The organism is Psychrobacter communis (assembly GCF_014836505.1).
GTDB lineage: Bacteria > Pseudomonadota > Gammaproteobacteria > Pseudomonadales > Moraxellaceae > Psychrobacter > Psychrobacter faecalis.
Genome location: NZ_JACSQR010000046.1, coordinates 1 through 13,926, shown reverse-complemented (window position 1 = coordinate 13,926; position 13,926 = coordinate 1). Strand labels below are relative to the sequence as shown.

13 protein-coding genes and 1 pseudogene are annotated in these 13,926 nt (G+C 43.8%); 7 read left to right on the top strand and 7 right to left on the bottom strand.

Going from position 1 to position 13,926, the window contains the following annotated elements:
* The 3 genes from H9653_RS11515 to H9653_RS11505 all read left to right on the top strand — a co-directional run.
* Positions 1 to 610 (top strand): phosphatase PAP2 family protein (locus H9653_RS11515; protein ID WP_191692472.1); only part of this gene is annotated, 610 nt, incomplete at its 5' end.
* Positions 611 to 753: 143 nt separating this feature from the next.
* Complete coding sequence (locus tag H9653_RS11510) at positions 754 to 1,248, top strand: META domain-containing protein (RefSeq protein ID WP_191692471.1); 495 nt, start codon at positions 754 to 756, stop codon at positions 1,246 to 1,248.
* Positions 1,249 to 1,633: 385 nt separating this feature from the next.
* Positions 1,634 to 1,783, top strand: a complete 150-nt coding sequence (locus tag H9653_RS11505; protein WP_191692470.1) for a hypothetical protein — start codon at positions 1,634 to 1,636, stop codon at positions 1,781 to 1,783.
* A gap of 223 nt (positions 1,784 to 2,006) precedes the next feature.
* On the opposite strand, the pseudogene H9653_RS11500 reads toward H9653_RS11505, so the two are convergent.
* From H9653_RS11500 to H9653_RS11485, 4 genes and pseudogenes are all read right to left on the bottom strand, one after another.
* A pseudogene (locus tag H9653_RS11500) lies at positions 2,007 to 2,758 on the bottom strand (IS5 family transposase).
* Positions 2,759 to 2,835: 77 nt separating this feature from the next.
* Entirely contained in the window at positions 2,836 to 3,897 is a 1,062-nt protein-coding gene (locus H9653_RS11495; RefSeq protein ID WP_225211744.1) for an LLM class flavin-dependent oxidoreductase, read from the bottom strand.
* A gap of 99 nt (positions 3,898 to 3,996) precedes the next feature.
* Positions 3,997 to 4,911, bottom strand: a complete 915-nt coding sequence (locus H9653_RS11490; protein ID WP_191692468.1) for an MBL fold metallo-hydrolase — start codon at positions 4,909 to 4,911, stop codon at positions 3,997 to 3,999.
* A 63-nt stretch (positions 4,912 to 4,974) separates the two neighbouring features.
* Positions 4,975 to 5,523 (bottom strand): cysteine hydrolase family protein, encoded by a 549-nt coding sequence (locus tag H9653_RS11485; RefSeq protein WP_191692467.1) that lies wholly within the window; start codon positions 5,521 to 5,523, stop codon positions 4,975 to 4,977.
* 160 nt (positions 5,524 to 5,683) lie between these two features.
* On the opposite strand from H9653_RS11485, the gene H9653_RS11480 reads away from it, so the two are divergent.
* Positions 5,684 to 6,610, top strand: a complete 927-nt coding sequence (locus H9653_RS11480) for a GlxA family transcriptional regulator (RefSeq protein ID WP_263612371.1) — start codon at positions 5,684 to 5,686, stop codon at positions 6,608 to 6,610.
* 114 nt (positions 6,611 to 6,724) lie between these two features.
* On the opposite strand, the gene H9653_RS11475 is transcribed toward H9653_RS11480, so the two are convergent.
* On the bottom strand, positions 6,725 to 8,878 hold the full coding sequence (locus H9653_RS11475; protein WP_191692465.1) for a heavy metal translocating P-type ATPase: 2,154 nt from the start codon (positions 8,876 to 8,878) through the stop codon (positions 6,725 to 6,727).
* Between the two features lie 151 nt (positions 8,879 to 9,029).
* Here H9653_RS11475 and cadR point away from each other — a divergent pair, with 151 nt between their 5' ends.
* Positions 9,030 to 9,440: a Cd(II)/Pb(II)-responsive transcriptional regulator gene (gene cadR / locus H9653_RS11470; protein ID WP_068406859.1), complete on the top strand. Its 411-nt coding sequence runs from the start codon at positions 9,030 to 9,032 to the stop codon at positions 9,438 to 9,440.
* Positions 9,441 to 9,632: 192 nt separating this feature from the next.
* On the opposite strand, the gene H9653_RS11465 is transcribed toward cadR, so the two are convergent.
* Positions 9,633 to 9,827 (bottom strand): heavy-metal-associated domain-containing protein, encoded by a 195-nt coding sequence (locus H9653_RS11465; protein WP_025646094.1) that lies wholly within the window; start codon positions 9,825 to 9,827, stop codon positions 9,633 to 9,635.
* Positions 9,828 to 9,978: 151 nt separating this feature from the next.
* Between H9653_RS11465 and H9653_RS11460 the strand changes: the two genes are divergently transcribed.
* Both H9653_RS11460 and cueR read left to right on the top strand, forming a co-directional pair.
* The gene (locus tag H9653_RS11460; RefSeq protein ID WP_191692464.1) at positions 9,979 to 12,456 is read left to right on the top strand and encodes a heavy metal translocating P-type ATPase; all 2,478 of its coding nucleotides are present in this window, start codon (positions 9,979 to 9,981) and stop codon (positions 12,454 to 12,456) included.
* Between the two features lie 78 nt (positions 12,457 to 12,534).
* Positions 12,535 to 12,927: a Cu(I)-responsive transcriptional regulator gene (cueR, locus tag H9653_RS11455; protein WP_191692463.1), complete on the top strand. Its 393-nt coding sequence runs from the start codon at positions 12,535 to 12,537 to the stop codon at positions 12,925 to 12,927.
* Between the two features lie 213 nt (positions 12,928 to 13,140).
* On the opposite strand, the gene H9653_RS11450 is transcribed toward cueR, so the two are convergent.
* Positions 13,141 to 13,806, bottom strand: coding sequence for a siderophore-interacting protein (locus tag H9653_RS11450; protein ID WP_225211743.1), 666 nt, complete (start codon positions 13,804 to 13,806; stop codon positions 13,141 to 13,143).
* Positions 13,807 to 13,926: the final 120 nt, after the last annotated feature.

The following is a 13,926-nucleotide window of genomic DNA, read 5'->3' as shown; positions in this document are numbered from 1 at the left end:
TGCCTCAGCAGGGACAGGTAGCCACATTGTAAATAGTATCAATGAGTTACAATGTGGCTTATCCCGAACTGGGGTTACTATAGTAATATGCTGGGTGCTTCGGCAACGCCATGTCCTTATAGGACTACTGGTTGCTACTTCAGGTAGCGCCGCATTTACTTTTTTAACCAAATATTTATTTAAACGTGAGCGACCCGCCGATATTTTATTGTTTGAGCACACCCATTCTTTTCCAAGTGGTCATGCTACGATTACGATTGCTTTATATGGGTTCATTACCTACCTACTGATTCGATTTAATCAGAATTTTGTCCAAAAAATTCACATAATTATATTTTCTATCTTTTTTATGTTATTGATTGGGTTAAGTAGAATTGTGCTAAATGAACACTATTTAAGTGATGTGTTAGGCGGTTATTTGGTGGGTATATTGTGGTTGATGGTCGGCATCAGTATTACAGAGTGGTTGAGCGCAAAAAAGAAAATTATATGGCAAGTCGAGTGGTCAATGTCTCATGTATACATGATCTGGCTGAGTGGGGCTGGAATATTTATCAGTACACTGATTTATGCTGAAATTTATCAATTTCCTCTATTATCATCGCTTTAACTGGAGTACCCAAATCGCCATACTTGATTACTTGTACCTTCTTTTACCCTCTGTGACAATACGTAGGCTTTATAGCTGTTAATATCATCGACTACGACAGCTATGCATAATTTTTTAATAAATTTAATCTTATAGGCGTTTATATGAAAAACATGACCAAAGTGATGATGGCAGGTGTTTTAGCAGTAGGTACATTAGCTGCTGGCTGCCAAACTACTCCTAGCGTGACAGCTCCAGTAGAACAGACAATTACATCAAATATCCTACAAGCCTATAATTGGCAGTTGGTTGATGCCAAAGATGCAAATAACAATAAAGTTCCTCAGCTATTCTTTGATGCAAAGAACCCATTGGTTCTAAATTTTATGAATGAAAACGGCAACAATTTTGTCGCTCTCATGAATACCTGTAATAACCTAGCTGCTGGATACAGCGTTGTGAATGGTAACGTACAACTAGGCGGTATAAGAAGCACTCGAAAAGGGTGTCCTGAACCGTTAGCCAGCTTTGATACAGCAGCCGCAGCAACGGTACAAGGCAAATATAGCATCAGCAAGAGCGGTAACAACTTGCCTGTTCTGACTATTACTAATGCGAAGCAAGTGGCCAAATTTAAAGCCATTCCTAAGCAAGAATGATAGAAAGCACACCTGTTAGTAACTGTTGACTGACAACTAAAAATAACTGGTTTTTCTTTCTTAGAGGTATAATACTGCCCCGTCAAAGATCTATTGATGGGGCAAGCTAAAACATGGTAAAGATGAGATCATTCGTTCCTTTAAGACTCGCTCAATTACTGTTGTCCTACCACTATCATGCGGTCCGCATCGTGTTTTACAATACAGTTTAAGTCCGAGCCATAATTTAGAACTGACCGATGAACAAGGTCAGCGCCATCTTGTCAGCACTGGCTCAAGAATGACCGCCAATAATGGTAATTTTTTGCTGGATATGGCAGTTAGAGGCCATGGCATCGTCTTACTTCCTACCTTTATTGCTTACTAAAAGCTAAAAGACAGAGAATTGACCCCATTATTGCAGCAATTTCAATTACCCTTATTAAACGCTTATGCGGTCTATCCAAAAAACAAATTTCTATCAAAGCGGTGCCGAAAGCTTATTGAGCTGATTGCCGAGCGCTTTGGTGAGTATCCTTATTGGGATGAAGACTGAACCGCCCCGAACATATCTGAGGTTGATTTACTTAAGTAAGGCAGCATTGCCTAACAGCGTAAGATTATAATAATAAAGCGATAATGCTAGAGCCAGTCATTTTATCGGTATATCTAACAAAATCATTGCATCGATTGAGATTAATCGTTAAGCGCTTTGCTAACCTTTTACTATTACTATTACTATTACTATTACTATTATCAACAGGATCTAGGGCGTATCCCTAATTCAGTTTACAATGAATCATAGTACAAGCTAGATACAGCATAGACTTATAATTACGAGCCAATTTTTCGTATCGAGTCGCAATACTACGGAAGTGCTTTAGCCTTGCAAACGTGTTTTCAACCAAGTGTCGTAGCTTATATAAATAATGATCAAAAGCTAGATCTGGTTGTTTAGCATTTTTTCTCTTAGGTATGATAGGGCTTATGTTGTCTTGCTTGAGCCTCGTTCTAATGGTTTCAGAATCATAAGCTTTATCAGCAATGAAGTAGGTCGCATCCGTTAACCTCTCTATGATGTCATCTACCGCTTGGCTGTCGTGGACGTCACCCTCAGTGATTTTAAAATCAATCGGGTTTCCATGCGAATCGACGGTGAGATGAATCTTGGTGGTGGTTCCACCTCAAGATTTCCCAGTGTCTCGAAGCTCTCCTCGTCTGACGCCGCTTGAATGTTGATGACAGCGGATGTAGCTTCCGTCTGCGAATACCCGTTCTTCATCAATACTTGCTCGTAGGTCAAAAAAAATAGTTCCCATAACCTCTTTTTTGACAACCTGTTAAAGCGGTTGTAGGCAGTTCTCCATGGACATAGCCCACTCGGTATATCACGCCATAGGGCACCTGTACGAAGTTTCCACAGTATGGGTTCCATGACTTGTCTGTCGTTTTTTCAAGTATGACAGCCATGAGTCTTCATGGTGCTTTGGAGTTGTTCCCATGTATTATCATTGAGTACTGTTCTTGCCATATCCTAGAGAGCCATGTTTGAAATAGTCTCTATATTTTAAGGCTTTTGAACCTACTATTCTAGATTAGGGACACGCCCTAGTGACTTGGCATACCATAGAGATTTGCGATTAACTCAACAGTGCGCAATTGGGCGCGTCGCGAATAGCCCTGTACCACCATCATGACCTCATCGACCTCTGTCTGCTCCTGAAGATCCTCCAAACCTTTTGCTACCTCGGCAGCAGTGCCATGAAGGGTTTGATCAGTATACTGTTCAATAATCTGGTGCTCTTGTAAATTGCCTTGAAAAGCCGCGACTTCATCAGGGGGCAGTAAAGCAAAAGGTTTACGCTGGAACATTCTCAACATTGCCATGGCAGACGACGTTGACTGGCGACGTGCTTCTACAGGATCTTCGTCCGCAATCGTACCTATACTAACCAAACTGTATGGCTTGGCTAGGAATTGTGATGGACGGAAATTCTCTCGGTAAATGCGCATGGCATTTAAAACATCAGCACTGCCAAACTGCAAGGCAAACGCATAAGGTCTGCCAAGCTGTGCTGCCAGATGCGCTGAATAAGTCGATGACCCCAAGATCCAGACATCAGCTGTGGTCTTCGATGGTGGCACTCGATTTTGCTCGGCCTGCCATGGGCCTGGCACCGCATGAACCTCACTATAAGGATGGTCTTGTGGAAAACTATTTTCTAAAAAGCCCAACAACTCTGCGACTTGCTGAGGAAACTCATCGTTTGCCGCATGGTGACGACGCAAAGCTGAAGCTGTTGCGCCATCCGTACCTGGTGCCCTTCCCAAACCCAGATCAATCCGTCCTGGCGCCAGCGCATCAAGCATACCAAATTGCTCAGCGACCACCAGAGGCACATGATTCGGTAGCATGATACCGCCTGCACCAAGCCTAATGCGCTCGGTTTCACCAGTAAGCCGAGCCACCATCATCTGTGGCGAAGGAACCGCGGCGCCAGGCATGGCATGATGTTCAGACATCCAAAACCGCTGAAAGCCCCTTTTATCCGCCAGTTTCGCAAGCGCAATCATCTCTTGAAAGGTGTTCTCTACTGTGTGGCCAACGCCGGTGAAGGCATTGTCGAGTACCGAGAGAACGAAAGGTGCGTTGCCAGAATTATTTGGCATATTCATAAACTGTCTCAGTTATGCAGTGTTTATTATATGTGGCAACACACTTTGAGCATTGCCACACAGGGAAGCTTCTAAAAATTGACTTCTAAAGAACTAGAATTTATAGGTTTGACCATCATTAGGAACAAGCGCACGCTGTTTGTCTAAGTGTTTTTCTTCGATAAAACGGCGCAGCTCTGCCTTCGACAGTGCGCCATGATTGACCGTATCCATGTGCACATTAATTATCTGAGCATTAGGTGAGAATTGATACGCACGGTATACATCGTCTTTACCCATAATAATAGAGTCATCGACAAAGGTAGACAGCTTTGCATAGCCTGTATTAAGGATGACCGCATCAGGCTTGTAGCGAGTCAGCGCATTCTCTACGTCTTTATTCCAAATGGTATCCCCTACTACATAGACGGTCTTGTAGTTTGGCTTTTGGAACACAATACCCATCGTTTTACCAAGTGCCTGAGCAAGCGCTGGAACTTTGTACATCTCATCAGTGCCATGCTGTCCGATGGTTTTATTGATTCTAGTGCCTTTAAACACCACCCCTTGCTCTGTCAACACTCTGACATCGGTAAAGCCATCTTTACGCACGATTGCCGCATCGGCTTCATTTTGGGTAAAAATTGGCATATTACGAGGGACCAGGTTGCGTGCAGCATCGTCCCAATGATCCGCATGTAGATGGGTTAAAATAATGGCGTCAGCCTTTAGCACCTCTGCAACAGATACCGGCAAATCTACCATTGGATAGCGTATTTGGCTATTTAACGTATCTGCAAACCCTGGATAAGCGTTTTTAGCCGCGAGCATAGGATCCACTAAAAACGTGGTACCGTCATAATCAAGCTTAATCGTGGCATTACGGATTTGCTGAAATTGAACGGTATTGGTCGCCGTCTGTTTTACCGCGTTAGAATTGGTCGCTGGACTGGCAAAGGTGGTACATGCGGTTAACAAAATGAAACCACTTAATAGTGTGGTGCCGGTCAGCGATTTCGTTATATTCATAATGGTTACCTTATTGATGAGTCTATGTTATGAGTTAATAATGGTTTGCTTAAAAACTTATGACTAACGCGCAATCCAAGTTTGGGTGTCAATCACTTCGCCATATAGGAATTCAATCGCTGCCATAATGGTGGCATGAGCCTGAGCTGCGGGTACGGTCGTGCCATTAAATTCAAGATCAAGCGTGGCACAGGCATCATGGATGGTGGTCGTTGTATAGCCAAAGTCAACCGCAGCACGAACGGTTGCATCAATACACATATGGCTCATGGCGCCAATCACGGTAACGTCTTTGATGTTTTCTTTATCAAGCAGATCTTTAAGAGAGGTCTCACGAAACGAATTGGGGTAATGCTTAGTGATGACGGCTTCGCCCTCTATAGGCTTTACTTTCTCATTGATTTCTACACCATCAGTACCAGGCGTAAAGATTGGTGCGTCAGCAGAAGGCATTTCATGACGGATATGAATGACGGTATGGCCTTTTTCTCTAGCAGACGCAATAACCAACGCCGCATTGGCAGCGGCTTCGTTAATACCTACGAGTGATAAGTTACCTTGCGGAAAATACTCATTTTGAATATCTACAACGATCAATGCTTTTGTGCTCATGATGATTCCTTTTTTTATCAAAGTGACTGTATAGGCGTACATTATATAAGCGCTGTGACACACTAACGAGTGGCTACATCGACACACAAGAGGTTAATAACGACATATGAATCAAAAAGACGCTATTGAAATTGGGTTAGTTGTTTATGAGAAGGCTCAAATGGCGGCCGTCCTTGGCTTGACTGATTTACTAGTCATTGCCAGTAAGATCGCCGCCAAACATCGAGATACAACCGATCTGCCTTTACAAGTGAGTCACTGGGAAATTAAAGATGCTGATCTGCGACCTACCTGCACTTTTTCGAGCAATTCTGATAGTGCAGGAAGGTTAACAGCTATCATCATTCCACCCACGTTAGAGACGCCAATTGCAAAGCAAGCAGCGGCACCATGGCTGGAATGGCTAAGAGATCAGCATTCCACAGGTGTGATACTGTCATCCGTCTGCGCCGGTGCTTTTTTACTGGGCGAGACGGGACTCCTATCCAAACGCAAAGCAACGACGCATTGGGGTTATGTAGAAGAGTTTGAACAGCGCTTCCCCGATGTCGATCTTGATGTGGATCGCATTATTATCGAAGACGGTGATATTGTGACCGCTGGTGGCGCGATGGCTTGGACGGACTTGGGGCTTAGGATGGTGGATCGCTTTCTTGGCTCACAAGTGATGAATGAGACCGCTCGTGCGTTGTTAATTGATCCCTCAAGGCGTGAACAATGTTATTACAGTGCATTTTCTCCAATACTCACCCATGGTGATGCCGCCATACTAAAGGTGCAGCATTGGCTACAAAAAACAGAAGCACGGGTTATTGATTTATCCACCCTAGCTAGTTGTGCGCAGTTAGAGGAGCGCACTTTTCTGCGCCGTTTCCATAAGGCGACGGGCATGACATCAACAGAATACTGTCAGCGATTACGCATTGGTAGTGCAAAAGACTTTCTACAGTTCTCTTTAATGCCTGTTGAGCAAATAGCGTGGAAAGTTGGTTATAGTGATGCCAGTGCATTTCGTAAAATATTTAAGCGCATTGTTGGTTTGACCCCTAGCGAATATCGGCGCAGATTTACTCTGGATGAAGAGTGATAGGTTTAGGCGATTTCTGGATTAAAGGTAGGTGCATTGACTGCTTGTAGGCAGGAGATAGGTTTAATAAAACGGTCCCAATGTAGTTGCGACCGTCTTATCCTTTAATGATAATTAATCGGAAGATCTTGTTTTAAAACGCAGTAAACGCAATGCATTCAGCGTCACCAGTACTGTAGCACCAGTATCCGCTAGCACAGCAATCCAAAGCCCTGTCACGCCGAGCACAGTGGTTATCAGAAATATGCCCTTTAACCCAAGTGCAAATATGACATTTTGATGGATATTTCTCATGGTGGCGCGGGATAAGGCAATAAGGTTAGCAACGTCTATCACGCGGCTTTTTAATAGGGCAATATCAGCCGTTTCGATAGCCACATCCGTGCCACTGCCCATCGCAATGCCAATGTCTGCCGCTGCCAAAGCGGGTGCATCATTGATACCATCACCAATCATCGCTATTTTACTATTGCTTTGCATCTCACTGAGTAGACGTAGCTTGTCTTCAGGTAACAGCTCAGCTTTCCACTCTATATCTAACTGACTGGCAAGCGCTTTTGCCGTACGACTGTTGTCACCTGTGAGCATGACGGAGCGCACGTTCATCTTGTTAAGCTGGGCAATGGCCTGCTTTGCATCCTCTCGTAACTCATCACGTAGAGCGACCAATCCGAGCGCCTCCCTCGTTTGCTCATCAAACAAAATAGAAACCGTTTTACCATCATTTTGTAGCATCTCAATTTGAATCTGCTGCTCAGCTGGCAACATCACTTTCTCAGCGACGTAGACTGGTGAGCCGATGGCCAAAGAGCGTCCAGCAACCGTTGCATGAACCGCTTTACCTGCGGTCGCAAAGGCGTTGGAGGATCCAGGTATGACTACCTTAGCGGCTTTGGCATGATCCACAATAGCGATAGCAAGCGGATGACTGGAGGTAGCATCGACACTTGCAAACAGTGACAGTAGTTTATCGCGACCCTCAGCATCGCCATGTACTGTTTTAAAATCAATGATATCGGTTACTCGAGGTTTGCCCTCGGTCAAAGTACCCGTTTTATCAAAAGCGACAGTGTTGACCTGACCCACCAACTCCATGACATTACCTCCTTTGATAAGCAGTCCATGGCGCGTGCCGACAGCCAAACCTGAGGCAATAGCGGCAGGTGTTGACAGCACAAGAGCACAAGGACAGGCGATCAGTAATAGCGCTAAACCACGGTATAGCCATACTCCCCATTCTGCTCCCATCAGTAGAGGTGGGATAATAATCACTAAAGCCGCAATCGCCATAACGATAGGCGTATAGTAGCGGCTAAAGGTTTCAATAAAGCGTGCAGTCGGTGCTTTGGACGCTTGTGCCCGCTCCACAAGCTCAATAATACGAGCAATTGTATTATCTGCCGCTGTTTTTTCTACGCGTATTTGTAGTACCCCATCAACGTTGATAGATCCAGCAAAGACCTCATCGCCTATGGTTTTGGCAACAGGAACAGATTCTCCCGTCACAGGTGACTCATCAAGGCTAGACGTACCTTGAACAATCACGCCATCAGCAGAGACTCTATCACCAGGACGCACAAGCACCTTATCATTCACTTGTAGTGAAGTCGCTGCCACCTGACGTTGTTGTCCTTGCGCGTCCAGTAAAATAGCTGTCTTTGGCACAAGCGACGATAATGCTCTGATTCCTGCGCGCGCACGATTAGCTGCGACACTCTCTAATAGCTCCCCAACCGAGAATAAAAAGACCACGGCAGCCGCTTCTTCAGCTTCACCTATGATAAGCGCGCCAATAGCCGCAACAGACATGAGCATTTCAATTGAAAAAGGCGATCCTGCTAACGCCAGTGCAGAAGCTTTGCGAGCAAATGGTAGGACACCGATAGCCACAGCGGCAATAAAAGCCCATGCGCCATATTCAGGGAAAATTAAAGACAATACATATGCGGCACCCATCAAAAGCCCCGTACCAATGACCTGTTTGCCTTTTATGGTTTGCCACCAGCGCTGATTGTCCACCGCTGATTGATTACCATCATTGCCCCTCTCATTTTGTTGACCCGTTAACGCTGACACACCAAACCCTAGGCTTTTAATGGTTTTCTCGATATCTTTAACGCCAGTATTCGTATCAGGCGCCAAGGTTAGCTCTAGCTTTTGAGTCGCAAAGTTTAACTGAACCTCAGAGACACCAGGTATTCGCATTAACGCCCGCTCGATTTTACCAACACAACTGGCACAGTCCATACCTTCAATATGATATTGCATAATCACTTCTCCTCTTGTTAAAGGCAGTATGAACCCTATAGTAACTTTAGGGTCAAGACTTTTAACGATAAAGAGGTTTGATTTTTTATCAGCAAACCTTATAGTTACTTTATTGTTTAGATAATAGAAAATACTATTTAAGGAGATACACATGCTAATCAAAATTGGTGAGCTTGCCACGCGCACCGGTGCGACGGTCGAAACCATTCGCTATTATGAGAAAGAGAGGTTATTACCAAAACCTGCGCGTAGCCAAGGCAACTATCGTTTGTATAATGAAGCGCATTTTGAGCGTCTACAATTTATCCTGCACTGCCGTACGCTCGATATGACTTTGGATGAAGTACGAACCCTGCTTCAATATAGAGATAAACCTGATGAAAACTGCGGTGAGGTCAATGTGCTATTGGATGAGCATATCGATGCGGTAGAGACACGTATGGAAGAGCTGATACAATTAAAGCAACATCTACTAGCGTTGCGGCAAAAATGCGCAAGTGAAGCGCTAGCTGAATCCTGCGGAATATTGCATGCGCTTGCCGATAACTCGTGTCATAGATAAAGTATTCATTTTGATAACACTGTCCACTTTTTATCATTAAAAGTAGACCTATAACCAAAGGCGCGGGGCAAACGCATCACTAAGATGCAGTTGCCCATGTCAGATTTTTTTCAACTGGTCAATATTTTCAGATGTGATTCAGCCCATCGTCCTTTCTGTCAAACAGATAGGCTGCGCGTTTATAAGGCTGATTCATTGCGCTTGTGCAGGGAAACCGCCTTTTGCTAAAGCAGCTGTCATCTGCTCAATACTGGCGATGGTTTCGATACTGACCACTTTGGCTGCTAAATCAATCTTAACCTTGGCCTTTGAGTCGATATTCTGAATAGCTGCTGTCACACCACGGGCACAACCGCCACAGTTCATATTTGCAATCAATAGTTTCATACCCTTTCTCCAAATAAGTTTTATTTCATCACTAAGCTTAAGCCTTGTCATAATGGTAAGGTCAAACACATTTTTGAAAAAATATACTTGACCTTACCATGATGTCAACCTATATGCTGTTGATAATAGATTGAACATGATAGAGGCTGTTATGAATTCAGAAAATAGTAAGTCTTATCTTTATAGTGAGACATTGCCCATTGAGGGTATGACTTGTGCTTCATGTGTGGGACGAGTAGAAAAAGCATTAAAAAAAGTTGAAGGTGTTGAAAATGCTGAGGTGAATCTTGCGACTGAAAAAGCCATGATTTCCTCATCTCAACCTTTAGACCTTATCGCAGTAACCAAAGCCGTAGAACGAGCCGGTTATAAGATCTTGGCATCTCAGCCGATTGAGCTGTCGATAGAAGGTATGACTTGTGCTTCCTGTGTTGGACGGGTAGAAAAAGCATTAAAAAAAGTTGAGGGCGTACAACAAGCAAACGTCAACCTTGCTACTGAACGCGCATGGGTACAAGGCAACGCTCAAGTACAGAGCAGCGATTTGATTCAAGCCGTTAAAAAAGCGGGATACACAGCTAAGCAGATTGAGCAAAGTGTGAGTGTTCAACAGGATAAAAAAGCCACGGAACAGCAACAGCTGAAACGAGATTTAATGATCTCTTTAATTTTAGCCATGCCTGTTTTTATTCTAGAAATGGGATCACATATGATTCCAGCTTTTCATATGTGGGTCATGGACAATATCGGTACGCAACAAAGCTGGCTGATTCAATTTGTTTTGACTACACTGGTACTCATCTTTCCAGGCCGACGTTTTTATCAAAAAGGTATTCCGGCATTATGGCGTTTTGCCCCAGATATGAACTCATTGGTGGCGGTTGGAACACTGGCGGCTTATAGCTTTTCTCTCATTGCAACATTTATTCCACAAGTTCTACCCGAGGGCACCGTGAATGTGTATTATGAAGCGGCCGCTGTGATTGTGAGCTTAATTTTATTAGGGCGTTATTTTGAGGCAAAAGCCAAAGGACGTACCTCTCAAGCCATTCAACACTTAGTTGGTATGCAAGCAAAAACAGCGCGTGTTCACCATAACGGACAAGTGGTGGAAGTAACGATTGCAGAAGTGACCACAGAAACGATCGTTGAGATTCGTCCCGGTGAGCGTGTTCCTGTTGATGGTGAAGTTATTGAAGGTCAAAGCTATATTGATGAATCCATGATTACAGGTGAACCCATTCCTGTCAAAAAACAAGTGGGCGATCAAGTGGTAGGAGGGACGGTCAATCAAAATGGAACTTTGAATTTTCGGGCAACGGCTATCGGAGAATCTTCGGTATTGGCACAAATCATTCGCATGGTTGAACAGGCTCAAGGATCTAAATTACCGATTCAGGCATTGGTTGATAAAGTCACGATGTGGTTTGTCCCCATGGTCATGCTCTTAGCCGCTCTGACTTTTATAGTCTGGTTTATTTTTGGTCCTGAACCTGCTTTGACATTTAGTCTTGTCAACGCCGTTGCCGTCTTAATTATTGCTTGTCCCTGTGCAATGGGATTGGCAACCCCTACGTCTATTATGGTCGGTACAGGTCGCGGTGCAGAAATGGGCGTGTTATTTCGTAAAGGTGAAGCGTTGCAAGCTCTACAGGAAGTTAAGGTCATTGCAGTCGATAAAACCGGCACCTTGACCGAAGGTAAACCAACTTTAACGGATTTTCATGTCCAACAAGGGTTTCAACATGAGCAAGTCTTGCGTATTGTGGCATCGGTTGAGGCAAAATCTGAACATCCCATTGCCGTAGCCATTGTTCAGGCTGCAGAACAACAAAATATCAGCTTATTACCGATTACCAACTTTGAGTCTGTGACGGGATTTGGAATTAAAGCGGAAGTGGCAGGTCAAACCATTCATATTGGTGCTGATCGTTATATGAAGCAATTAGAGCTTGATGTTACACCTTTTGAAAACGAGGCTGCACGCTTAGGACAAGAAGGTAAAACCCCACTTTATGTCGCGATTGACCAAAAGCTAGCCGCCATTATTGCCGTTGCAGACCCTATTAAAGATACCAATTATGCCGCTATTGCAGGTTTACATCAATTGGGCTTAAAAGTGGCAATGATTACAGGCGACAATCGGCATACCGCCCAAGCAATTGCAGCAAAATTACATATTGATCAAGTGATCGCAGAAGTGTTGCCTGATGGAAAAGTAGATGCGATACGTCAACTGCAACAACAGTATGGTCGCGTGGCTTTTGTTGGCGATGGTATTAATGATGCGCCTGCGCTAGCCCAAGCTGATGTCGGTCTAGCGATTGGGACAGGGACAGATGTGGCGATTGAAGCCGCAGACGTTGTGTTGATGTCAGGTAGTCTACAAGGTGTCCCTAATGCGATTGCTTTAAGTAAAGCAACTATCAAAAATATTCGACAAAATCTATTTTGGGCATTTTTCTATAACATTGCTTTAATTCCAATTGCCGCAGGGGTTTTATATCCAGCGTTTGGAATTTTGTTGTCACCTATTTTTGCTGCAGGAGCAATGGCCCTATCCTCTGTTTTTGTGCTAGGTAATGCCTTTCGCTTAAAGTATTTTCAGGTGCCAATGATTAAAGCATAGATTGTATTAAGATAGGGTTAAAGTCGCGATTCAAAGTAGTCATTTGGCTTTAACTCTTTTTATATCAGGAGGAAAGTTATGAATATCGGTCAAGCGTCAGAGCAATCAGGAATCTCTCCCAAAATGATCCGCTATTATGAACAGATCGGGTTGCTTGATGCCGCAAAGCGCTCGAATTCAGGTTATAGAATGTACTCTAAACAAGATATAAAAGGCTTATGCTTTTTAAAACAGGCTCGCGATTTAGGTTTTTCGTCCAAACAGATGAAAGAGTTGCTTGATTTGCGGAAAAATACAGATCGGCAGAGTGCTGATGTTAAACAATTGACACTGCAACATATCGCAACTTTGAAACAAAAAATAGCTCAATTGCAAGATATGGTGAGCTTATTACAGATTTCTGCTGATCATTGCTCAGGTGATGAAAACGCAGAGTGCGCAATACTAGAAGATCTTGAACAGGGTGAATAAAATAAATTATATTTGATCCTGTCTGTGTTACTTATCAATGCGACTTACTGTATTTATCATGCCTCTTATGCGTCATTCTGGCAAAAGTTGCCGCGCCTTGACTTACCTGGAAAATTTAACGGTTTCACAGTGGTTTATAGTTGCTATAGCTATTGGTCAAAAAAGAGTTATGGGAACCAATCTTTCTCGTCTATTTACTATCATTTTTCTATTTTAGTCTGCCTCTTTTTCTGCACGTCGATCACTCGCAGATTGGTCTTCAGCAAAGCCTGATTTCCAATATGAAAAGGCGTATAGCTCGTCTTTTAACCACCCCAGTTCACCTTTTAGATACTGACGAATGGCTTTAACTGATGAAAACTCACTAGCAATATAAGCAAAACGGCTGTTTTCTGAACTTGGTAGCGTAAGCGTCTTAACCACAGCAGCGAGTTGACTGCCCTGCATAGGATGCGGGTTATGTAACCACGTCATTGCAATATTAGCTGACGTTGGTAAAACTTGTTCGTCTTTTTCACCATGAACTTCGATGATACATTGCCCAGTCGCGCTACTCGGCAGACTGTCAAGTATCGCCCCAAGCACAGGGATAGCCGTGGCATCGCCAACCAATAAAAATTGATCTGCTACTGGAAATAACGCTTTATTCTTAGGCCTCATCATCACCCCAAGCTCGTCACCAACTTTGGCATGAGTTGCCCACCCCGAAGCGGGTGCTTCATCACCATGAGCGACAAAATCAATCCAGATTTGTTGTCTTTCAATATCTACGCCGCGGTGGGTATAGGTTCGAATCACAAAACTGGACTTATCCTCTAGATTGAGCGGTTGGGATTTATCAATTGGTATGGCGACTTTATTGTTTACCCCGATAGTCATGGTCGCAATATTAGCAATCGTGTCAGGATGACCAGTAAGATAAATAACCCCAGTTCGGGATAAGGGCTCAAAAAAAGATAAAAAAAGAAGTCCAAAGTTGCTAAAGTAAGTTTACCAAGA